Origin of the sequence: Lysinibacillus sp. GJ-1 (assembly GCF_021166035.1) — a bacterium.
Taxonomy (GTDB): domain Bacteria; phylum Bacillota; class Bacilli; order Bacillales_A; family Planococcaceae; genus Lysinibacillus; species Lysinibacillus sphaericus.
The window spans coordinates 1,454,704-1,477,776 of sequence record NZ_CP088912.1 but is presented as its reverse complement, the minus strand read 5'-3'; the positions used below and the strand labels follow the sequence as shown (position 1 = coordinate 1,477,776).

General features: G+C 38.6%; 24 protein-coding genes and 2 pseudogenes. 12 read left to right on the top strand and 14 right to left on the bottom strand.

The window, feature by feature from the left end; genetic code table 11:
• Positions 1 to 7: 7 nt before the first annotated feature.
• On the bottom strand, positions 8 to 1,042 hold the full coding sequence (locus LO754_RS06885) for an AbrB family transcriptional regulator (RefSeq protein WP_229389091.1): 1,035 nt from the start codon (positions 1,040 to 1,042) through the stop codon (positions 8 to 10).
• A gap of 318 nt (positions 1,043 to 1,360) precedes the next feature.
• Here LO754_RS06885 and LO754_RS06880 point away from each other — a divergent pair, with 318 nt between their 5' ends.
• The 6 genes from LO754_RS06880 (at position 1,361) to LO754_RS06855 (ending at position 5,268) form a co-directional block, all read left to right on the top strand.
• Complete coding sequence (locus LO754_RS06880; RefSeq protein ID WP_231785867.1) at positions 1,361 to 1,810, top strand: LytTR family DNA-binding domain-containing protein; 450 nt, start codon at positions 1,361 to 1,363, stop codon at positions 1,808 to 1,810.
• 1 nt (position 1,811) lies between these two features.
• Positions 1,812 to 2,216: a DUF3021 domain-containing protein gene (locus tag LO754_RS06875; RefSeq protein WP_025219022.1), complete on the top strand. Its 405-nt coding sequence runs from the start codon at positions 1,812 to 1,814 to the stop codon at positions 2,214 to 2,216.
• A 6-nt stretch (positions 2,217 to 2,222) separates the two neighbouring features.
• Complete coding sequence (locus LO754_RS06870) at positions 2,223 to 3,176, top strand: ABC transporter ATP-binding protein (RefSeq protein WP_231785866.1); 954 nt, start codon at positions 2,223 to 2,225, stop codon at positions 3,174 to 3,176.
• Entirely contained in the window at positions 3,142 to 4,017 is an 876-nt protein-coding gene (locus LO754_RS06865) for an ABC transporter permease (protein ID WP_231785865.1), read from the top strand. Before LO754_RS06870 ends, LO754_RS06865 begins: the two co-directional genes overlap by 35 nt.
• Positions 4,018 to 4,151: 134 nt before the next feature.
• Entirely contained in the window at positions 4,152 to 4,907 is a 756-nt protein-coding gene (locus LO754_RS06860; protein WP_231785864.1) for a DUF2087 domain-containing protein, read from the top strand.
• 16 nt (positions 4,908 to 4,923) lie between these two features.
• Positions 4,924 to 5,268, top strand: coding sequence for a GIY-YIG nuclease family protein (locus LO754_RS06855; protein WP_024362375.1), 345 nt, complete (start codon positions 4,924 to 4,926; stop codon positions 5,266 to 5,268).
• Between the two features lie 22 nt (positions 5,269 to 5,290).
• On the opposite strand, the gene LO754_RS06850 is transcribed toward LO754_RS06855, so the two are convergent.
• From LO754_RS06850 to LO754_RS06815, 8 genes and pseudogenes are all read right to left on the bottom strand, one after another.
• Positions 5,291 to 5,647, bottom strand: coding sequence for an MmcQ/YjbR family DNA-binding protein (locus tag LO754_RS06850; protein ID WP_024362376.1), 357 nt, complete (start codon positions 5,645 to 5,647; stop codon positions 5,291 to 5,293).
• A 107-nt stretch (positions 5,648 to 5,754) separates the two neighbouring features.
• Entirely contained in the window at positions 5,755 to 6,570 is an 816-nt protein-coding gene (locus tag LO754_RS06845) for a YitT family protein (protein ID WP_024362377.1), read from the bottom strand.
• Positions 6,571 to 6,680: 110 nt separating this feature from the next.
• Positions 6,681 to 7,982 (bottom strand): M48 family metallopeptidase, encoded by a 1,302-nt coding sequence (locus LO754_RS06840; protein WP_025219018.1) that lies wholly within the window; start codon positions 7,980 to 7,982, stop codon positions 6,681 to 6,683.
• 665 nt (positions 7,983 to 8,647) lie between these two features.
• Entirely contained in the window at positions 8,648 to 9,454 is an 807-nt protein-coding gene (locus LO754_RS06835; protein ID WP_231785863.1) for a hypothetical protein, read from the bottom strand.
• Positions 9,451 to 10,542: an MBL fold metallo-hydrolase gene (locus LO754_RS06830; RefSeq protein ID WP_231785862.1), complete on the bottom strand. Its 1,092-nt coding sequence runs from the start codon at positions 10,540 to 10,542 to the stop codon at positions 9,451 to 9,453. Before LO754_RS06830 ends, LO754_RS06835 begins: the two co-directional genes overlap by 4 nt.
• Positions 10,535 to 12,196: an ABC transporter permease gene (locus LO754_RS06825; protein WP_024362381.1), complete on the bottom strand. Its 1,662-nt coding sequence runs from the start codon at positions 12,194 to 12,196 to the stop codon at positions 10,535 to 10,537. The genes LO754_RS06830 and LO754_RS06825 overlap by 8 nt, the downstream gene beginning before the upstream one ends.
• A 131-nt stretch (positions 12,197 to 12,327) precedes the next feature.
• Positions 12,328 to 13,374: pseudogene (locus LO754_RS06820) on the bottom strand (ABC transporter substrate-binding protein).
• Positions 13,356 to 14,319, bottom strand: a pseudogene (locus LO754_RS06815) (ABC transporter ATP-binding protein). Before LO754_RS06815 ends, LO754_RS06820 begins: the two co-directional pseudogenes overlap by 19 nt.
• A gap of 137 nt (positions 14,320 to 14,456) precedes the next feature.
• Between LO754_RS06815 and LO754_RS06810 the strand changes: the two are divergent.
• From LO754_RS06810 to modB, 6 genes are all read left to right on the top strand, one after another.
• Positions 14,457 to 15,353, top strand: a complete 897-nt coding sequence (locus LO754_RS06810) for a LysR family transcriptional regulator (RefSeq protein ID WP_024362384.1) — start codon at positions 14,457 to 14,459, stop codon at positions 15,351 to 15,353.
• A 198-nt stretch (positions 15,354 to 15,551) separates the two neighbouring features.
• Positions 15,552 to 16,007: a PTS sugar transporter subunit IIA gene (locus LO754_RS06805; protein WP_231785861.1), complete on the top strand. Its 456-nt coding sequence runs from the start codon at positions 15,552 to 15,554 to the stop codon at positions 16,005 to 16,007.
• Positions 16,008 to 16,271: a PTS sugar transporter subunit IIB gene (locus tag LO754_RS06800; RefSeq protein WP_108029685.1), complete on the top strand. Its 264-nt coding sequence runs from the start codon at positions 16,008 to 16,010 to the stop codon at positions 16,269 to 16,271.
• Positions 16,272 to 16,338: 67 nt separating this feature from the next.
• Complete coding sequence (ulaA, locus tag LO754_RS06795) at positions 16,339 to 17,607, top strand: PTS ascorbate transporter subunit IIC (protein WP_024362387.1); 1,269 nt, start codon at positions 16,339 to 16,341, stop codon at positions 17,605 to 17,607.
• Between the two features lie 157 nt (positions 17,608 to 17,764).
• A complete protein-coding gene (modA, locus tag LO754_RS06790; protein ID WP_231785860.1) occupies positions 17,765 to 18,550 on the top strand; it encodes a molybdate ABC transporter substrate-binding protein in 786 nt (261 codons plus the stop codon).
• Positions 18,551 to 19,207 carry a molybdate ABC transporter permease subunit gene (gene modB, locus LO754_RS06785; protein ID WP_024362389.1) on the top strand — a complete coding sequence of 219 codons (657 nt, stop codon included), beginning with the start codon at positions 18,551 to 18,553 and terminating at the stop codon, positions 19,205 to 19,207. It abuts the gene before it with no gap.
• Between the two features lie 317 nt (positions 19,208 to 19,524).
• On the opposite strand, the gene moaD is transcribed toward modB, so the two are convergent.
• The 5 genes from moaD to LO754_RS06760 are packed head-to-tail and all read right to left on the bottom strand — an operon-like array spanning position 19,525 to position 23,037.
• On the bottom strand, positions 19,525 to 19,758 hold the full coding sequence (gene moaD / locus LO754_RS06780) for a molybdopterin converting factor subunit 1 (protein WP_231785859.1): 234 nt from the start codon (positions 19,756 to 19,758) through the stop codon (positions 19,525 to 19,527).
• Positions 19,755 to 20,234: a molybdenum cofactor biosynthesis protein MoaE gene (locus tag LO754_RS06775; protein WP_229389067.1), complete on the bottom strand. Its 480-nt coding sequence runs from the start codon at positions 20,232 to 20,234 to the stop codon at positions 19,755 to 19,757. Before LO754_RS06775 ends, moaD begins: the two co-directional genes overlap by 4 nt.
• Positions 20,215 to 20,748 (bottom strand): molybdopterin-guanine dinucleotide biosynthesis protein B, encoded by a 534-nt coding sequence (gene mobB / locus LO754_RS06770; protein ID WP_024362392.1) that lies wholly within the window; start codon positions 20,746 to 20,748, stop codon positions 20,215 to 20,217. Before mobB ends, LO754_RS06775 begins: the two co-directional genes overlap by 20 nt.
• Before the next feature lie 2 nt (positions 20,749 to 20,750).
• On the bottom strand, positions 20,751 to 22,007 hold the full coding sequence (locus tag LO754_RS06765) for a molybdopterin molybdotransferase MoeA (RefSeq protein WP_231785858.1): 1,257 nt from the start codon (positions 22,005 to 22,007) through the stop codon (positions 20,751 to 20,753).
• Positions 22,008 to 22,020: 13 nt separating this feature from the next.
• The gene (locus LO754_RS06760) at positions 22,021 to 23,037 is read right to left on the bottom strand and encodes a thiazole biosynthesis adenylyltransferase ThiF (RefSeq protein WP_231785857.1); all 1,017 of its coding nucleotides are present in this window, start codon (positions 23,035 to 23,037) and stop codon (positions 22,021 to 22,023) included.
• Positions 23,038 to 23,073: the final 36 nt, after the last annotated feature.

Here is a 23,073-nt window from a genome sequence, read left to right as displayed (position 1 = left end):
TATTCTTCTAATCATGAACTTTCACCTTTTTGACAAACACCTTTACCAATGGGACAAGAAAGACAGATACTATCAATACCCTAAATAGCTGAAAAGCGGTCACAATAGTTACATTTGCATGTACAGAAGCCGCTATAATGCCCATTTGATCGAGTCCTCCTGGTACAATACTTAAAAATCCTGTACGGAAATCAAGGCTATACAAATGTTTCATCACAAAAGATAAAACATAAGCAGCACCGATAAAAAGACTTGCTGACGCAAAAGCATAAAATACATGCTTCTTTGATAAATGTAAATCTTCCTTTTTCAATAAAAGACCAATATAAATTCCGATTACTAGCTGTGCTATATGCAGCAATGATAATGGCATCTTTGGCACAGCAACTTCTGCTATATTCAACCCCATTAATAAAAATACCGGTCCTAACATATAGCCCGTTGGAATTTTTACCTTTTGAGCAAGCCACCCTGCTAAGCCGCAAATAAGTAGTAAAGTTAGCAACTGCCAAGAAAAGACTCCATCTACCATGACAAGATTTTCACCAGTGCCTGTCACCATTAATGGCACAAAGCCAACGATTAAAAGGACTCGCAATACCTGATAAAACGTAATGACAGCCATATTCATATTGCCTTGCTCCTCGGCAAATGCAATAATTTGTGTCATGCCTCCTGGTACACAACATGTGAGCGCAGTGGAAAAATCTAAATCCGTACGCCTTGCAACTAAAAAACTGATGGCAAAAAATAAAATAGTAAAAATTATATTTAGCACAATTATACTGCCTAAAAACTGTTGAATATCCTGAATGGCTTCTTTAGTAAAAGCAAATCCAATGGAGTAGCCCGCCACGACTAATCCAATATTGCGGAAATAACGATGCCATCGCAACTGTATGTTTGTAAATAACTGCACGCAAAGTACAGCGGCAATAGCCCCTAACAACCACGGCATCGGAATATGTAAAAGTTGAAATAAAAGCGCTCCTAACAACCCTATACATAGTGTTAGGAACATCTGCTTATAAAATGTAAACATTGCTAGCAACCCCTCAAGAATGAATAGTTCTATTATGACGTGAACATCCCCAATTTACTACTCATGCCTTTTACTCAACGTGCCTGTCACCGAAACAATTTTGAATATTCAAAAAAATATAAATGCATTGGAAATAATTGATGTTAGTTGCCGTTATTGTATAAAACAAACCTGTTAGTCATTAATTTTTACCACTTGTTAAACATTTAGCCTTCGTTAAAAATTTCTATGCTACATTAATATTAAGCTGATTCAGTACATAAATGCCTTTTTCTTTTACGGGAGATGAGGTAATACGATTACCAAAGGAGGCCTCTAATGAAAATTCATTTAACCATTAATAGTGCGCTAGAAGAAACAGAGATTCATATACATGCCAAAGAATACAACGAACATATTGAAAAATTAATGAAGCAATTACAAGCAGTCCAAACAACCATGCTTGATGGCTATTTACAACAGGAAATTCATCTAATCAAAATCACAGATATTTATTCGGTTTTTGCTGAAGGGGCAAAAGTTTTTTTGCAGACCGAGGAGCAAGAATTTGAGTCCAAACGCAAGTTATATGAGCTAGAAGCCCAATTAGCAAAAGACTTTGCAAGAGTTAGCAAATCGACGCTCGTCAATATCAATAAAATTTCATCTATTCAAATGGGTAAAATTGGCACAACAGAGTTACTGCTTGAAAATGATGTATCCATTCATGTTAGCCGAAAATATTTAAAAGAATTAAAACGCCAATTAGGTATAGGGAGGGAATTATAATATGAAAATATTACGCATGATGATAATTGGACTACTGATTTCACTAAGCTCATCCTACATTTTAGTAACAATAAGTGTTATGTCGAATCATTCAACAATAGTAGGAGCAGAACTTTTCGAACAAATAATCATAGCCGCCATACTTGGTGTTGTAATAGGTTCACTATCCCTCATCTTTGAAATAGAACGTTTAGCATTTTCTATTCAGCTCATTGCACATTTTATTGCTGTGACATGTTGCGTAATGATTGCTGGTTATTTTGGGCGTTGGTTTGAGCACTCGAGCATACTGTATGTGCTTGTAGCGGAAATTATCATTTACTCCATCGTATGGTGCATTTTATATGTACTGCAAAAAAACGATATTGAAGAAATCAATAATCAAATCCAAAAAAGAAAGGAATAGACGAATATGACATTTGCCATTCAAGTTGACCACTTACAAAAGCACTATGGCGAGCATTTAGCTGTAAAAGGAATTTCTTTCAAGGTGGAGCAGGGCTCCCTCTTTGCATTTTTAGGTGCTAATGGCGCCGGTAAATCGACGACCATCGAAATTTTATGTACACTACTACAAAAATCTAGTGGTACCGTTACGATTAACGGTTATACACTTGATGATAAATCACATAATGCAAAAATACGCAAATCTATCGGCGTTGTTTTTCAGCAAAGCCTCCTAGATGAACGATTAACCGTTCGAGAAAATATCCTGCACCGTGGCAAAACATATGGCTTATCGAAAGCACAGCTGACAAAAAATTATCAATTCGTCTCGACCTATTTACATTTAGATGATATTGAACTGCAAAAATACGGGACATTATCAGGCGGCCAAAAAAGACGCGCGGATATCGCTCGGGCACTTATTCATCGGCCACAAATTTTATTTTTAGACGAGCCTACAACTGGTCTCGACCCCCAAACACGCCAATTTGTTTGGCAAGCAATCAAACAACTTCAGGCAGAAACAAATATGACCGTATTTTTAACTACGCACTATATGGAAGAAGCTGCCGTGGCGCATCAGGTGATTGTCTTAAAACAAGGTCGTATTGTCGCTGAAGGAACCCCAGATGCCTTAAAAACAAAATATGCCTACGACCAGATGGCACTTGCATTTCATGATCCTTCATTAGGGCTGAAGTGGCTTAAGGAAAATACCTTACCGTACACAGAAAAGCTAGGCATTTTCTATGTTCGAGTTAGCTCTACACTGACAGCACTTACACTTTTAAAAAGTGCCGAGCCCCTATTAGCCTCTTTTGAAGTTATGAAGGGCACGATGGATGATGTCTTTCTTCATATCATGGCACAAGGAGATGGTACAAATGGAAGCAATGATAAGCTTAATACAGCGCAATAGTAAAGTTTTTAGAAGAGATAAAACCCAAGTCTTTTTCTCTCTGCTTTCCGTCATTATTGTGATTGTTCTTTACGCAATTTTTCTCCAAAAAATGCAGGTGGATGCGATTGAGCAAGTAACAGAGGCTACTCCTGAGTTGATTACAATGGTCAATGAATGGCTTGTTGCTGGTCTATTATCAATGATGGCGGTTACGACAACTTTAGGTGCATTTGCCATTGCGGTGCGCGATATGGAGTCAAAAGCAACTGCAGATTTTCTCACAGCTCCTATTTCTCGTGCAACGATTCACATGAGCTATGTATTGAACGCTTTTATTATCGGTTGTCTGTTCTCCTTCGTAGCGCTAATAGGCTGTGAGATTTTCATTGTATCAACTGGCGGAAAGCTACTTAGTTTTAGCGCCTTCATCAACGTGATTGGCATACTTTTATTATCCGTATTCCTTGCGAGCGTATTTAATATGTTTCTTGTATTATTTGTTAGCACGCAAAATGCCTTTTCTACATTAAGTACAATCGTTGGTACAGTACTCGGTTTTTTATGTGGTGTTTATGTCCCTGTGGGCGTCCTCCCTAGCTTTGCTCAACAACTAATCATGTATTTTCCAATTAGTCATACTACATTACTATTGCGAAATGCCTTTATGGAAAGCTCGATTGCGAAAGTTTTTGATGGCGTTCCGACGGAGCATGTGGAAAGCTATAAGCTGAATTATGGTATTACTTATGAGCTAAATGGCCATGCTGTTAGCCTAACTACAAGTTATATAATTATTTTAATAACTATTGTTCTCCTTGCTCTATTATCAATTATTATTTTCAAAAAGAAAAATCACTAGGTTCATTTAAGATACACATCGGCGATAAATGCGGTGTGTATTTTTTTATTGCTTTTTAACAAACGTTTTGTTATTTTAAATATAAATAAGCAAACAAAAATTAAATACGTTTGTTTTTTTAGAGGAGGTTCCATATGGATCTAAACCAATTATTTTGGCAGGCTTCTATCGAGGACATTAAGCAAGGCTACACAGATGAAGATACACACTACACTTGCCTTCTTTGTGGAGATAAAATTGAAAAAGGGATTATATATCCACATGAAAATGTCCTGTATGAAGCAAAAAAATTTATGCAACATCATATTTCGGCTGCACACCAATCTGTTTTTCACTATTTAAATGGATTAAATAAAAAAATGACAGGCTTAACGGACCATCAAAGTCACATTTTGCGTTTATTTTACGAAGGTAAAACCGATCAGGCCATTAAAGAAGAGCTTGCCATTGGCAGTGCCACAACGATTCGTCACCACCGTTTTGCCTTAAAAGAAAAAGAACGTCAGGCTAAAACATTTCTTGCCATGATGGAACTATTAAAAGAACAAGGTCAAAAGGAAGAACCTTTTGTCCCTATTCACAAAACAGCTACGATGGTGGATGATCGCTATAACATCACCTTGGCCGAAGAACAACAGCTACTGGCTAAATACTTCCCTCATGGCATTGGGCAGGAGCTTGTCCGCTTTCCAAAACGAGAAAAACATAAAATTGTTGTGCTCCGTGCCATTACAAAGCTTCTTGATGAGTCAACACACTATACAGAAAAGGAACTTAATGCAATTATCCAGCCGATGTATGAGGATTATGTACAAATTCGTCGCTATTTAATTCAATATGGATTTATGGATCGTCAGGATGATGGTAGTGCATATTGGGTAAAAAAATAAGAAAGTAGGGTTATGAATGGACCACAAAAAAGAATTAAAAGAACTTTATAAAGAAATGAAAATTGAAGCAGGCGTTTTTACCATGACGAACAAACAAAATGGCAAAGTGTTTGTTGGTAGCTTCAATAACTTAAAGCGCCTAAATGGCTTTCAGTTTATGCTAAAGACAAATACGTATACAAATAAAGCGTTACAAGCAGATTACAATACATTTGGTACGGATGCCTTTCAGCTCGAAGTAGTGGAGTATTTGAAGCAGAAAGAAGAGGGATTTTTTGATGCCAAAAAAGAACTCGAAAAGCTTGAACAAAAATGGCTTGAAGAGCTACAACCTTATGGTGAACAAGGCTATAACTCTTGAGAATTGTTTGCGTGACTGGCACTCAAATGCCTATTTCCTGTTGTGCTTTTTTTGTTAGCTTTTCGAATACGAGCTCGTAGGAATGCTGAATTAAATGTTCAAGTAACTCGTTCGGTATATTGGCATCTAAATAAATAGAATTCCAGTGTGTTTTGTTCATATAGTACCCTGGAATAATGCCTTCATAGGATTCTCTTAATTCTTCTGCACGACTAGGTGCACATTTTAACGTAATAATCGGCTTTCTCGTTGCATCCCCGCCCATCATGGCAAACATTTTGCCACCGATATGATAGCGATCAGCCTGCCATTCGTCCTTGTAATCATGCGTTGTGCCACGAAGTTTTAAACAATACGAATGAATGCTATCTTTTTGCATGTTTACTCCTTTCTTCAACAAAAATTTAAAAACACACGTTCGATTATATTATAATCAATTACGTGTGTTTTTAAAATACATTTTTTGCAAATGATTGAACTTTCCTATCATTTGGAACCGCGGTCAAACATACCAATCACTTCTGTTGTTTGCAAAATATTCACAAACGCTTTTGCATCTGCTTCTTTTATTAGGCTTTTCACTTCAGCAAGCTGATAACGTGTAATGACGGTAATCAGCACTTTTCGCCCTTCTCCTGAATAGCCACCTTTCGCATCCATCATCGTAATCCCTCGATGCAGCCTAGCTAACAGTTGTTGTTTCACATCTTCACCGTTGCTAGTAATAATCATTAGCGTCAGTTTAATATTACTCGTATGGATGGTATCAACAACTTTTCCAGTGGCATATATCGAAACGAGCGTCAGCAAAGCGGCATCCCAACTAAAAACAAAACCTGAAATCGCTACTACGACCCCGTTCATAGCTGAAATAAGTACCCCCAGTGGAAAATCCCTTTTGCGACTCAACAACATCGCAATAATATCAAAGCCACCTGAGGAGCCAGATGCGCGAAAAATCAAACCTACACAAAGGCCCACAATAACCCCACCAAATAAGGAAGCTAAAATCGGTTCCTGTGTTGCCTTATAAATCGGAATAATTAACAAGGCGATAGACATCACCGCAACTGAAAGAATTGTATAAGCAATAAAACGTTTCCCTAACTTCATTACACCTAATATAAGCAAGGGCAAGTTTAATAAAAGATTTAACACACCTGTATTCAACGGCGTTACGATGCCAAGCATAATGGCAATCCCACTTAATCCACCACTTAAAATCTCATGCGGTATTAATAAAAAATTATAAGCAAATGCCATTAAAATGGATGCAAGCGTTATAATAACAATATTGCGCATAAACTCCCCTACCATTCTAAAACGAACAAATTTTGATCAACTTATCGTTAGAATACCCAATTTATTCGTCTGAAAAACCTCGGCAATTGTGGATTATTAAACTTCCATCATTACCTCGTTTTTTTCTGTTCTTCTTTTATCGGCTTTTCTTTGATTGGTTCTTCGGTTTCCGCTACTTTCATAATGCGGTCAAGCATGGTTGGATGCGTATAGCGGAACCATTTCACAAGAAGCGGTGGATTCACTTCACTTAATCCTGATATGGTAAGCTTTTGGAATGCCGTTACAGCTGCCTGACGATCGTCCATCATTGATATGGCATATTGATCAGCTCGTGTTTCTTGATATCTTGATATAAAATTCGATAAAGGGCTCGAAGCAAATAATAAAAAAGATGTAATAAGTAAAAATAGTGGCAAAGAATTGATGTCACTTATTTTTGTAATTTTTAATGCATGTCCGTAACGGGCTATTACCCACCGCATAATTTTCGCTGTTATCCAAAGCCCGACTAAGGTCATTAATAAATAACCCGCAATGCCAAAATAAATATGTTTCTCAACATAATGCCCCATCTCATGTGCCATAATAAATAAAATTTCATTATCTGTTAAACGATTTAACGTCGTATCCCACAGCACAATTCTTGAATTACTACCAATACCCGTCACATAAGCATTTAATGCATTGGTCTTTTGTGCCATATTCACTTCATACACATGCTCTGCTGGAATATCCGCTTGTTCTGCTATTGCTAATATTTTCGTTTCTAGCTCCTTGTTTTTTAGCGGATAAAAATCATTGTATAACGGATCAATTACAACGGGCTGAATAAACATTACAAAAATTGTAAAGGGAATCGTTAATATCCACGCATATAGCCACCATCTCTTGGCACTCTTTTTCATAAGCCAATAAAGAACGGATACGATAATAAAAGTCATGCCAAAGTTAACCCAAAAATCAATGACACCATCACGCATCCAAGACGGAAAAGCTTGAGTGCTAATGCCATAGCTTTTACTTAAATAGTAACGATAGTATTCAATTGGGAAAAGGACTACATACAGCAAAAACGATAATAAAAATAAATAAGCAGCATTTTGTAACGGCTTCCTTTTCGTTTGGGACGTCGAAACTTTTTCAAAATAGCGAGAAACACCCATTAACAAAATCACAATATAAGCAAGCCATTCAAATGGTGTTACTACAAAAAATAAGAAATTTCGTATTTTCGAATATTCCAGACTTAAGTTTAGTTCTTTTTCAGACATAAACATAACTGGGTCCGCAACGGAGCCTTGAAACGCTCGCGGTATTGTGCCACCACCACTATGAAATATATACCAATACATGCCCAGAACGTAGGCACCAAATATTAGTAGTGCCACAACTCCCATTTTTTTCGCTATGTTATTTCCCCCTTACTCCACACAAAGTTCGTCCTATAGTAAGTGTAAGCTAAATTAAAAAAGTTAGAACAAAGTTTATAGGTTTTATTTTCACGCTTTGACCAATTCACTCCATAGTCAACACGATATTTATTACCTACTAGGCTGTTCCTTATCCATACTTATTTTAAAGCCGTAAATTAACAAAAAAATCCCGTGAACGTATCACGAAATTTTTTTATTATCCGTATTTAACAATATTATTGCAGGTCCTCGTTCTTCGCGGGTATTTGTCTTTGTTCCGCGGGTAAAACCTCTTACTTCGCGGGTATTTTACCTTGTTCCGCGGGTAAAACCTCTCACTTCGCCGGTATTTCACCTTGTTCCGCGGGTAAACCTCTCCACTCCGCGAGTATTTCACTTTTTCCGCGGGTAAAACCTCTTACTTCGCGGGTATTTTACCTTGTTCCGCGGGTAAACTCTCACTTCGCGGGTATTTCACCTTGTTCCGCGGGTAAACTCTCACTTCGCGGGTATTTCACCTTGTTCCGCGGGTAAAACCTCTTACTTCGCGGGTATTTCACCTTGTTCCGCGGGTAAAACCTCTTACTTCGCGGGTATTTCACCTTGTTCCGCGGGTAAAACCTCTTACTTCGCGGGTATTTCACCTTGTTCCGCGGGTATTCTTATTGCTCCATTACAAAGGCTGTTTTTCCACGTTGATCCGCACTAAGATATCCAACTGCTGCTAGCTGATCATGCCATACTTGCTCAATTACTGCAGCTTTTGTGGCGTCGTCTTCTTTAGTAGATAGTTCTATCATAACATCCCCTTGATAATGCCAAACCTCGATATCAGCCTCATAGCCTGCATAACTTCCTTTATAGGTTGTTGCATTGGCAGGCCCATACACGATGGCTTGCGATAACGTGTTGTTATACCATGTTGCCGAATCCCAATTTAAAATTTTCTTTGGAACATTATCTAAAATCATTTTTTTCGCAGCATTTTCATCCACTGCATCGAAAGAAACTTTAGTCGTTGCTTTTAACGATTCTTTGCGACTAATTGTAAATGTACGATTTCCCCCCTTAATATCCATTTCAAACTTATAGTTAGATTCATCCCCTGTAAAGCCGTGGCTTTTGGTGATTGCTAGTGCTTCGTCAAGCGGTGTATTCAGAAATCTCTTTTTATACGTAATATCGATTTTCGTACTATCTTTATAGACACGTAAACGGTTGTTATAATCTGCATTTAAAAATTCTTGATTATTTGTATCGAAATAGTAAATCTTTACTTCATCTTTTTTCGTTGCTGCAAAAAGTTTTAAAATGGCTGATTCATTAAATAAATCCGTTCGCAAATTATATTTAATCTCATGACTAGGCTCTATTGCTGCTTTCACTTGTACTGTATTCAATAGGCCAAGCGTGCCCAATACCATGGTCATTACGACCATTTTCAGTGCAACTCTTTTAAAATGATTCATCCTATATCCGCCTCTTTTCCGATTAAAGTTAATAGTGTTGTTTCTTCATTTGTAAAATGGCTGTGAAAATAAATGGTTTTCTCAGCATTTATGTGCTTGGACAGGGCAATAATATCCTCATAATCCGGATGTGTTTTGTAAAAAAACTGTTTTACTTGTTGGGGTGCTAATGATTGAGTATAACTAGCTTTATTCAAATATCCTGTAAAGATAACAATTGCTGATGGACTATTTTTGAGTAGTTGCGATATTGTTGCTTCCTCTCGCTCTGGAACAAAATAAATAGCATTTTCCTCCACAGTCTTCTCTTGTAAACATTCACTTCTAAACAACGGCAATATCGGAGTAGGTACCACATTTTCAGGTGCTGCATAGTAATCTTCAAACAATGGGAACAACTGATGATCAATACACACTTTTCTTGTACTATGCGCAAAAAGATAAATTGCAATATCAGCCGTTTTGCCTGAAAAGGACGAAGGGAAAATAATCGGTCTACTAGCGTTCGTACAAATAAACTCCACTATTTGTTGCAATACTTCTTCGTTCTTAATGGTCTTTTCAACATGCCCACTATCGATAAACGCGACGTTATACTTCCCACAATCCTCATACGGAAGATTCGCCTTTAATAGATAGGAATCTAAAACATAGTCTCCCGAAAAAAATATCACCTCCCCCAAAAATCGAATGCTGTACCAGACACTTCCTATTAGATGCCCACTAAAACCCCATTGAAAAGAAAGATGCTGATTAATATGTAACCAATAACCAATCGATTCTGGTGAAAAGGTTTGAATGTTTGGATAAGCGTGTTTTAATTGTTTTGCTGTCATCTCACTCATAATTAGTTGACCATTGTAACCCCACTGTTCCAGTAAAGGAAGCGCGCCGACATGATCAATATGCGAATGAGAAATAAACACAGCATCAAGTTTTGCCACATGAGCGGGAGTTAAGGTTGGTATCGTTTTTTCCCGATTATTCATGACACCACAATCAAGTAATATCGCTCGTCCGTCCTTTTCGAGATAAAAGCAATTTCGTCCGTACTCTCCAACCCCTCCTAAAATCTCTACATTAAGCACGTACATGTCCTCCCCATCTTTGAAGCCAATTTAATAGGAACATAAAAACAACGGTCATCGCGACTGTAATAACTGCAACAGCCATTCCTATCCCAACATTGCCTTGTTCAAATTGGCTGTAAATAAATGTTGCGCCTGTCTCAACTGAAGGAGGCAAAATAAGGAGACCCGCGACTAGTTCGCGCATTGAAATAATAAATGTCATCATCATACCAGCAAGTATTCCTTGCATTAGCAGGGGGATGATGATAGCTCGATACACGTCCCAACTATTGCGTCCAAAAATCGCAGCTGATTGGAAAATAGATTGATCTAGCTGTGATAGTGAGGATTTTGTATATTGCACAGCGTAGGGTAAGAACAGCACACAATAAGTCACAACAACCATCGCCTTTGTATTGTAAATGGTTGCTGGTAACCATGGGGCATTCCAAAACATAATTAAGCCGACAACAAAGACGATACCAGGAATAATATTCGGCATTAGACTAAAGAAATCTAATAGTTGTTGCTTTTTCGTTTCTCCCTTTTTAATGTAAAGGGCAATAAATAAACCAATTATCGCTGTAATCACTGCTGTAAGTATTGAAAAAACAACGCTATTTAAAAATGCCGTTAAGCCAGCGCTACCACTAGTAAAGACAGCCTGATAAGACGCTAATGTGAAATTGCCTGCACGTAAACCGTCTCCCCTTACTTTTTGTAGCGAGGTTACAATTATTGAAAAGTAAGGAATACCGATTGCAAACAATAATACAAAACCTACATAAAACCATGATCCCAATTGGATAAACCATTTATCTTTTATTTCACGTGCAGCGGGCGTTTTTCCTGAAAGTACGCTATATGTAAACTTTCGTCCGATAAGATTTTGAAAATACCAGATAATAAGACATACGGAAAGCAAAAATACAGAAAGCGATGTAGCCATTCGAATATCTACTGGCCACCTTGAAAGATAAGCATGAATTTCTGTCGTAAAAACATGAAAACCGATACGGCTTCCAAACGTAGCAGGCGTCCCGAATTCCGCTAGCGTTTTAATGAAAATTAACAATACCCCAAGAACATAACTAGAAATAAGTAACGGCAGTATTACTTGTAGCCAGTTGCGCAAAGAGCTACGTCCGAAAATAAGTGCAGCATCCAAAAAGGAACCATTTATTCTAAGCAACGTATTTTTCAGCATTAAGTATAGAAAAGGAAATAGATGTAGACTCATAACCATGACCATGCCAAATAAAGAAAAAAAGGCATCAGACAACCAAGCTGTGCCTGGCACTAGTTGCTGTAAAAATCCATTATTTTGCATAAATAATATCCATCCCATGGAACCGATATAAGGGGGTGTCATAAAAGGAATCGTTAGGACAATATCTAGCCAATCATATTTTTGTAAAGTTGTTTTCGTGCGAATGAATGCCATAGGCAATGCTAATATCGTCGTACCTAAAATAACCAATACACCTAATAATAATGAGTTGCCCAAAGTCTGCCATAATCTTTCATTAGCAAACATGCTACTAAATTGTGAAACATCAACTAGACCATCATGGACAAATGTATAATACATAATGGCTATTAATGGTGCGATCGCAAACGTTGCGACAATCGTCAATAACAAGCCAAAACTTCGTCTGCTTTCCATTATCATGTTGCGTTATTCCTTTCAAAGAGCTTTATTTTCGAAAAATTCGAAATAGTCAGTATTATAAAGTGATGACTGACCAATAGCGAATTTTACACACGCAGGATGATTGCATCATCTAGAAGGAAGCTTGCAACTTAACGAAAAATATCATTGAACTTCGTTAAAATATCAAGTTGCTTTGCTTCTGAACCTTTCCAGCTCACATTTAACTGCGGGATTTCATCCAATGTTGCGCGATCTTTTACAGCTATATCATGATTGCCAGGTAGTAGATAAGCATCTGCCACTAGTTTTTGTCCTTCATCTGAAAGTAAAAAATTCACATAGGCCTACGCACCTTCCACATTTTTAGCATCTTTCATAATGCCTACTGCTCGCGGACTAACAACCGTTCCACTCTTCGGATAAACAATTTCTACTGGTTCCCCACTCGCTTTCGCTTTATACGCCATATAGTCAACACCTGAAATGGTTGCATTTTTATCACCTGTAATAACAGCATCCAATGCTTCCTTATTGGCTCCATTCACTTGTAGTCCATTGTTTTTCCATGCTTGGATTGTATCCCATGCCGATTTTTCCGCTTCTGTATAACCGTAAATAAAATCAACAGCAGATCCAGACAAACTTGGATCAGGAATATTTATTTTACCTTGCCACTGTGCTTTAGCTAAATCTGTCCATTCGCTTGGTATGTCTTTCGTATTTTTCGTATTGTAGGCAATGCCTAATGCCGATGCGCTATAGCCATAGTAATAGCCTTCTGCATCTGACCAATCGGGGTTCATTTTACTAGCATTTTCAGCTTCTTTGTAACTTTGTAATTGGTTGGCTTCCTTTAATCCATCCATTGATGCAATAGAAGCTAGCACAACGACATCTGCGACCGGATTATTTTTCTCTGCTTCTAAACGCGATAAAATTTTGCCCGTTGTCCCTTGGAACATCTCTACTTTCATGCCTGTTTTTTCTTCAAAAGCTTGTTGAATACTTGCTGCCAAGCCATCAGGACCAGCAGAATAGACGGTTAGTGTTTGCACTTCATTTGGCTTTGCACTGGCTGCATCATTCTTCACACTGTCAGTCGACTTAGTAGCGTTGCACCCTGCTAATGTTAATGCCACAAGAAAGCTCGCTGTTGCTAATAATTTGAAACGTTTTTTCACTGTAAACCCTCCCATTGATAGATTTGTTTAGTATCCACAAAAACTTCCAGTTGCTGTCCGTGTTCAAGCGGTACAGCTTCATAAAAGCTCCATTGCTTCCCTTCAACTTGCGCATGTACTAAATAGCGATCACCAACAAAAGTACTTTTCACAATCATTGCCTGTTTCGCAATGCTTCCAGGATAGTGTTGTCTCGATACTCCCTCTGGACGTACAATTCGATTCCCTTTACCGAACCAATTGACCTTCCCTATAAAATCCGCTACATAAGGTGTTGCCGGCGTATGATAAATTTCCTCAGGTGATCCAACCTGCGCAATTTTACCTGATTCCATCACAATTATTTGATCCGACATCGTCATAGCTTCTGTTTGATCATGTGTTACAAAAATAGCTTGGCAACCCAGTTCATGAATAATATGCATAATTTCATCCTGCATTTTTTCTCTAAGTACGGCATCTAACGCTGATAATGGTTCATCAAATAAAATTAACTTTGGATTCGTTGCCAATGCCCTTGCCAATGCAACTCGTTGTTGTTGGCCTCCCGATAATTGTCCCGGCTTACGTTTTTCATATCCTTCCATCTTCACTAACCGCATCACATATGCTACTCGCTCTGATATTTCTTCTTTTGGCATCATTCCTTTTAAGCCGAATGCGATGTTTTGGAAAATGGTCATATGAGTATAATGCGAAATCTTGAAAGACCATGGCAATATTGCGTTTATTTGGTTTAACATTTTTGTGAAGCTTAGACGAATAAATAATTGTGTCATCGAATGCAATTTCACCATTTGTTGGCTTTTCAAGACCAGCTAGTATTTTCAATAATGTCGTTTTCCCACAGCCCGATTGTCCTAAAATTGTAATGAACTTACTATCTAATTCCACATTAATGGGCCATAACGCTTGTGCCTGTCCATATTTTTTCTCTAAGTTCGTTATTGAGATTTTCATGGTATCCTCCTCGTCTATCTCTACTATAGTTTCCAGATATTTAGAAAATATTAACCTACTATTAATATGTCGTTAAAAAAAGTCTAATAAACTTAAGGAAATGCAATACTTTTTCGAATTTCCTTTAGGAGGCTAAAATGAATCATCTGAAATTACAGGCATTTTGTTTACTCGTCGATTTTAAAAAATTAGCTCCTGTCGCTAAAGAGCTAGGTATTACGCCGCCTACGGTGTCCTTTCATATTCGCTCGATTGAAGAAGAGTACGGGATACGTTTGTTTCGCACAAATGCGGGTGGCTATCGTTTAACAGAAGCTGGAGAGGGGCTCTATCACTACGCAAGACAAATCGTCCAACTACAAAACGATATGAATCGTTTCATTGAAAATCTATTAGCAGGCAATATTGGCTCCATTCGATTAGGTGCAAGTGCCCTACCTGCGCATATTTATATGCCTGAAATTATTAATCAAATTTCCACTGCATATCCTGACATCCGTATATCCTTAGAGGTTAAAACAGCACCTGAAATTGAAAAAATGGTAGCCCTGCAAGAACTAGATTTTGGGTTAATTATGGAAACAAAGCAAGAAAACAAAGCATTAATCTATGAAACAATTGGTGAAGATTCGCTTGTTTTAGCTCTAAGCCCTCGTCACGAGCTGGCAGCAAAAAAGGACATCTCGCAATCCGATGTCCTTAAAAACAAAGTATTATTACATACTTCCTCTAGTTCAACCAATCATTTTATCGAAAAATGGTTGGACCCTTTCCAACCAGCATTTAATACCATTGAACTCGATTCTGTAAGTACGATAAAAAAAATGCTGACGTTTGGTAAAACCATTGCTTTTCTTTCCGTTTCCCTTATTGAGGACGAACTGCAATCTGGCTTATTAATCAAAAAAGATTTAAATGATATTACGCTAAAACGGAAAATCCAACTAGTTTACCCGCAATCTAGACTAGACAATCAAATTGATGTATTTGTCAAAAAAGTGATTTACGATTTAGCACAAAAAATCAAAACATAATCCGCTTCAAGCAATGAGTCTCACAGCTTCAACCAACTGTGAGCTCTCCCTCATCTATCTGCACAAAATAACTTTCAACTTACTCCCTTTTTCAACATATTTTCTAAAAAAATTCAGTAATCTGACATAATTACATAGCAACCATTAATAACATGGATAGAAGACATGTTGTGCTCTAACGAAAGGAGGAATGACAAGTTGCTTACCGAATTGCTTCAGAGTGAGACTATCCAAATCACAAACGAAGTAGCAAATTGGCAGGGTGCTATACGCATTGCTGCATCACCACTCTTACAGCAAAACAAAATAGAAAAGCGCTATATCCAAGCCATGATCGATTCCATCGAACAACACGGTCCTTATATTGTACTTACACCTAAAGTAGCAATTCCACATGCGCTGCCATCTGACGGGGTAAACGAATTATCAATGAGTTTATTAGTTTTACAAAAACCTGTATATTTCGGACCCGATAAACCTGTGTATGTAATCATTATTTTAGCAGCGACAGATCATACAACCCATTTACAGGCATTAGTCGATTTAACACAAGTCTTACAAGAACCTAGCCAAATCGATAACATTATCGGATGTAAGCGTGCAAAATGCGTCATGGATAAAATCAAACAATATGCAACAAAGGAGCAATTATAAATGAAAATTTTAGTCGTTTGTGGAAATGGCTTAGGCAGTAGCTTCATGATGGAACTGACTATCAAAAAAGCATTGCTAGAACTCAGCAAAGAAGCAGAGGTAACGCATACTGATTTAACATCTGCAACTTCTGAAAAGGCTGATATTTATATTGGTGCAGGAGATATCGTCGACCAACTAGATAATGGTGTGCGAAAAGTTGTGCGAATCGTCAATATGATGAGTATCCCAGAAATCAAAGGAAAACTTGCCCCACTATTGTAATGGACAATATGATGTGCAGTTGTAACGCTTACGTTGCTTTTAAAATTGGATAAGATGAGGTGTTGGTATGTTAGATGTTATGATGAATGACATTTTAGGTACACCAGCAATACTAGTCGGCCTATTTGCGCTTGTCGGCTTATTAATCCAAAAGAAATCTGCTTCAACTGTTCTTTCAGGGACGTTAAAAACTATTATGGGCTTTGTCATTTTAGGTGCCGGTGCAGCTGTTTTAATTGGTTCTTTAACTCACTTTAGCAAAATGTTTGATCATGCCTTTCAGGTACAAGGGGTTATCCCCAATAATGAAGCCATTGTTGCTGTGGCACAAACGACATTTGGCACATCCACAGCCTTGATTATGGTATTCGGGATGGTAATGAATCTTTTGCTAGCGCGATTTACGCCTTTAAAATATATTTTTTTAACTGGTCATCATACATTATTTATGGCGTGTTTAATCGCAGCTTCCCTCTCTGTTGGGGGGATGAGTGGCGCTCCTCTCATTATTTTCGGTTCTATATTGTTAGGTTTATGTATGGTGATTTTCCCTGCCATTTTACAACCTACCGTGCGTCAAATAACAGGAAATAATGACTTTGCAGTTGGGCATTTTGGCAGCATTGGCTACTATGTATCTGCTAAAATTGGTCAACTATTTGGCAACAAAGCCAAGTCGACTGAAGCAATAGCAGTGCCTAAATCACTTGGATTTTTAAGAGATACATCCGTTGCCATTTCCTTAACAATGAGCTTATTTTTCATTGTTGTCGCTTTATTCGCAGGTCGTTCTTATATTGAAGCGCAATTATCCGGGGGATCGAACTTCATAGTTTTCGCGATTATCCAAGCGATTACCTTTGCAGCGGGGGTCTATATTATCCTTGCGGGTGTTCGTATGCTGATTGCAGAAATTATTCCTGCATTTAAAGGGATTGCTGATAAGCTCGTACCAAACGCTAAACCTGCTTTAGATTGCCCGACAATTTTCCCCTTCGCACCGAATGCCGTTATAATCGGTTTCCTCTTTAGCTTTTTAGCTGGCTTATTGTCCATGTTTGCCCTGCCGCTGATTGGGCTTAAAGTTATTGTTCCTGGTCTAGTGCCACATTTCTTTACAGGTGCTGCGGCAGGTGTTTTCGGTAATGCAACGGGTGGTCGTATTGGCTCCATGGCAGGTGCATTTGCTAACGGGATAATCATTAGTTTTATTCCAGCGATTCTCCTTATCTTTATGGGTGATATCGGCTACGAAGGAACAACATTTGGTGATTCTGACTTTGGCATCGTAGGCATTATTATTATTAATATTTTAAAATTATTTGGTGCGGTGTAAGCACATCACTTCATATTTAAAAACTCGTTCTAACATGCAGAACGAGTTTTTAAATTGTCAGAATTGTTCGGGTGACTGGCACGACTATCTTTTTTACTTGGCACTGATTATAATTAGTTATGTCTTGTTATAACGAGTTATAAAAGGAGTAAAATCAGTGAAAAACTTTTATCGTTTATTTGCGACACTGGCTCTACTAGTAGGTCTATTAGTAGCTTGTGGTAACCAAGAAAAAGAAGGGACTGCAAACGAACCTGTTGAATTAACAATTTCTGCGGCAGCTAGTTTACAGGATGCCTTAGAAGAACTTAAAACAACGTATGAAAAAGAACACGATTCGGTCAATATCCTCTATAACTTTGGCGGCTCTGGTGCATTGCAACAACAAATTTTACAAGGTGCACCGGTGGATTTATTCTTTTCAGCAGCGAAAGATAAATTCGACGCCCTAGTAGAAAAAGAAATGATTGAACAACAGCAAGGAACAGATCTTTTAGCTAATGAGTTAGTATTAATCGTTCCTAAAAACAACGAAAATCAAATCCATTCCTTTGACGATTTACTTCAAGCAGGAAAAATTGCGCTTGGCACACCCGAAACGGTTCCTGCTGGGCAGTATGGCGTCGACACATTAAAAAGCATGCAGCTTTGGGAATCACTTGCATCTAAAATGGTATATACAAAAGATGTGCGTCAAGTACTTACTTATACTGAAAGCGAAAATGTAGATGCTGGCATCGTTTATAAAACAGATGCCCTCGTCTCTGATAAAGTCGATGTCATTGCGACTGCCGATGATGCGACCCATGCACCGATTATTTATCCTGTAGGCGTCCTAAAAGCGAGTAAGCATGGACAAGAGGCAAAAGATTTTTATCAATTTTTACAAAGTGATGAGGCAATGAATATTTTCAAAAAGTATGGCTTTAAAGGAGCTCAATAAATGGGTACCGATTTTTGGTCTCCTCTTAGGCTTTCCATTGAAATTGCCTTTGTTGCTGGAATTACTGCTATTATAGTTGGTATTTTAATGGGTAAATGGATGGCAACTCGCCATTTTAAAGGCAAACTCTTGTTAGAAACGGTGTTGCTTTTACCCTTAGTATTACCTCCTACTGTAGTTGGTTTTCTGCTCATCGTTATTTTTGGAAAAAATAGTGTATTAGGAAATCTAATTATGTGGCTTTTCGATCAACCAATCATGTTCACATGGTGGGCTGCCGTCATCGCTTCTACAATTGTTGCCTTTCCATTAATGTATCAATCTGCGAAAACGGGCTTTGCCTCTGTAGATAAAGATATTGAAAATGCAGCACGTGTTGATGGGGCGAATGAATGGCAAGTCTTTGTTTGTGTATCTATTCCGCTCGCATTAAAGGCACTTGTATCTGGTGGAATTTTAAGCTTTACACGTGCTTTAGGGGAGTTTGGGGCGACCTTGATGTTTGCGGGGAACATTCCAGGAAAAACACAAACAACACCGCTAGCGATTTATATGGCACTTGATTCAGGTAACATGACGCTAGCTTGGACATGGGTTTTGTGCATGATTGCTATTTCCTTTCTAATGCTTCTTAGTATCCATTTACTAAAAGTATAAAAGAGAACAAGTGTTGGATTGATTGCAGTCAATCCAACACTTTTTTGCTCTATCATTGATGTCTGCTACGGGTGGTCTCTTTTCGCTCAGTACAGTAAGCCACCACCCTCTGCTTGACCGCTAAATGCCCTCGTCTTACGGTTGAACAGGAGTCGCCTCTCATCGCACTCATCAACTAGTTTTAACTTCTAACCAAAATTTATAAACAGCTTTCCTCTGTTCCTTCAATAATTTTTTTTGTTTTGTCCCAGCTTTTTTGATAGCTGTTAACTACGGCTGATGCTCTCGTAGCGCTACTTACCGCATAGTCTCTTTCATCATCCCCCGCTAATTGGTGGGATAAAGGCGATAGTATCACCCGATTTAACGATTGTCGTATCGGTTGCAAATTCTTCATTGACTGCTGTCATTATTTGTTGTAATGATAGCTGCGGATAGTGCTTTTCTAGCCACTCTTTTAACTGAGCAACTGTGACATCTGACAGCTCTACCTCGAGTTGTGATTCACCAACTTGTTCCTGTAAGTGCGCAAATAATAAGATGTTAATCACGCTTTCCTTTCCTCCTCCCGAATAACTGGTGTTCCTTGTGGATAGGGGATATTTTCTAATTGGTCACCAATCCATTCCGTCCCGTCCTCCCAATGCTCTTTTTTCCATATTGGAACAATTTGTTTAATGCGATCAATCGCATATTCATTTGCCATATACGCCACTTTACGATGTGGCGATGACACAGCAATAACAACAGCTATGTCTGAAATATCCAAGCGACCTACTCGATGCGTAATAGCCACTATCGCTTCTGGCCACTGCTCTTGTATTTCCTTTGCAATCTGTTCAAACATTTTTATCGCCATCGCGGGATAGGCTTGATATTCTAAATGCAATGTTTTTTTACCATTTGTAATTTCACGTACTGTGCCGATAAATAGTGTAACGGCACCAGCATTTCGATTTAGTACTTTTTGTCTTACTTGCTCGACATCAATCGGTTGGTCGATAATTTCAAACAACGCTACCGTCATGGTCTTCCCTCATTTCTTTCAACAAAAATTCCATATATTTTCTTTCTTCATAAATTGAATACGCTGGGATTGTTAACGGTGGATCCAGTGGATAGCTCGGCCAATAAATAACACAAATAATATTGGTTACTTGCTGCAATAGCACTTGGTCCTGTGCTGTTCGGAGTAGTACTACTTTTGGATAATGTTCCTGTTTATATCCTTCAATCAGCACGATATCCATCGAAAAGGAAGCATAGATTGCTAGAATTTCAGCTAATCGCCAGCTATTTTGGTGAATACTCATACGTAAAGTACCCTCCCCTTCCACAGCAGTCACAATCGCACCTGCCTGCTCATGCCGACTACTATCTTTGGACGTTTCGATCATTGGCGCACCACCATGTCCGTGATGCTTAATCGTTCCTACTCGTAGCCCTTCCAGTGAAGCTTGTTTAATTAATTGCTCCATCAATGTTGTCTTTCCACTATTTTGATAGCCAACTATCTGTAAGATTTTTCGAACTTGTCCCAAGGCTACTCACTTCCTTGTAAATCTTCTAACAATAAGACTGCTACGGACATGCCTCTTTCATAACCTCGTGAACCACCTGGTAAAACGATAAAAGCATTAGCTGTCGCCAACGAAGAAACGGCACTCGATTTATCAAAACCAGATGGCACAGCAACTAGCTGCCCTGTTTCGTAATAAGCTGTCGCGCGCACAAAACGTGTAAAGGGATTCGGCTTTGTAAAATCCGCCCCTAATATAGCTTGCTCTCTGCGTAAATGAGGTTGCGGATGACAATAGGCAGTGCGTATAATGGGGCGTACAAATAGTTCAAAACCAACATAGCAGGCTGAAGGATTACCAGAAAGGCCGAATAACAATTTACCATTGCAAGCAGCGACAGTTGTTACACTGCCTGGACGCATTGCTACTTTATTAAATAATACCTTTGCATCCATCGCCTGATAAATGGCCGGTAAATAATCATAATCACCTACGGAAACGCCCCCCGTTGTAATTAGAATATCTACTTCCTGCAATGCTTTTTCCACGATTTTAATACATAATGCCAAATCATCGCTAAACTTGCCAAAATATTTGACTTCTGCGCCTGCACGTTCAATTTGTGCCATCATCATATAAGCATTACTATTTCGAATTTTGCCCGGCTGTAAACATTCACCTGGCTCTAGTAATTCGCTACCCGTGGCTATCACACCAATGATCATTTTACGATAAACTGGTACTTGCTCGTAGCCAAACGTAGCGAGTAAAGCCATCACACCGGGGTTAATATATTGACCTTTGTCAATAAGGATTGTACCCTGCTGTACATCTTCCCCCTTGTAGGAAATATTAGTCCCCGCTTCAATAGAGCGTTTAATCGACATATACTTTTGTTGATTTTCTTCAAAAGTATGGGTTATTTCTAGCATAACCACCGCATCACAGCCTTGTGGTATCGGTGCCCCTGTCATAATGCGAACAGCTTGACCTTTCTCCACTACACTGTCATAGACATAGCCTGCGCCAATTTCCCCAACGACCTGAAATCGAACTGGCTGCTGTGAACAAGCGCCTTGACTATTAATGGAACGAATGGCATAGCCATCATACGGTGAACGATCAAAAGCTGGGACATCTTGATCGGCTCGAATCGCTTCTGCTATAAAGCGACCATGGGCTTGTGTTAATGGTACAAGTTCATTTTTTGCTTGAAAGGCATAGTCCATTACACGATGAACAGCTTCTGCCACAGGAATTGGTTGTCTTTTTTCTAGCATTTAGCACACTCCTTTAACCTAATAAACGATAGTAAATTGTTTTAGCTTTTTGTATATCTTGTATACCATGAATCACAACTCGCCCATCTTGAAAAATAACGATTCGATAATCGTCCGCTTGACAAGAAAGCAAATAAGGATTCATCTGAATTTCACCATAGGAACGAAGCTGATGTGCCAATTGCTCGAACTGATAGTAAATGGGCTTTGGTGGTCGAATTTGCACAGCGTCCCGTCCACAAAGTATTTGTAATTTCGTTTGACTTTCATAGGATAAATAAGGATATGTTGGCGCATTGCCACAAGATGGACAATCAGCCTGTCTCATTTTAGCGACATTGATTTCATAGTGTTGATTTTGCCAAACATCAAATGTTAAATAGCTTTTTCGTAGCGCTTTGTCATCTCCAACAAGCAGTTTTAACACTTCAGCCACTTGATATGCGGCAACGATTTGAACCGTTGGGCTAATAATACCTACCGTATCACAAGTCATCCCTGTTTGGGGTATTGCTTTTAATAAGCACTGCAAACAAGGTGTTTTGCCTGGCACAATCGTATAGGTTGCGCCATAACTACCGACACAAGAGCCGTACACCCACGGAATTCGATACTTTTGTGCAAGGTCATTCATTAGAAAACGCACATCAAAATTATCGGTCGCATCAACCATTACATCTACATCTTTTAGCAATGGTAGCAAAGTCTCTAAACATGCATCCATAACGGCAACATTGATTTCAACCTCTGTGTTAATTTCTTGCAGACGTTTTTTAGCTGCGATGACTTTTGGCATTTTTTCTTGGGCATCTTGCTCTGTATATAATTGTTGTCTTTGTAAATTACTCCACTCTACATAATCACGATCAATCAGTGTTAACTTGCCAATACCAGCACGTACAAGCGCTTCGGCACTAGCACTCCCCAATGCACCGACACCTATTAAAAGGGCATGTTTTTGTTGGATCGATACTTGCCCAGATTGTCCGATAGGGGTAAATAATTGTTGTCTCGAATATCTATTTTGCATACGTATAGAGCCTTTCTTTCTATGAATTTCGTTTGA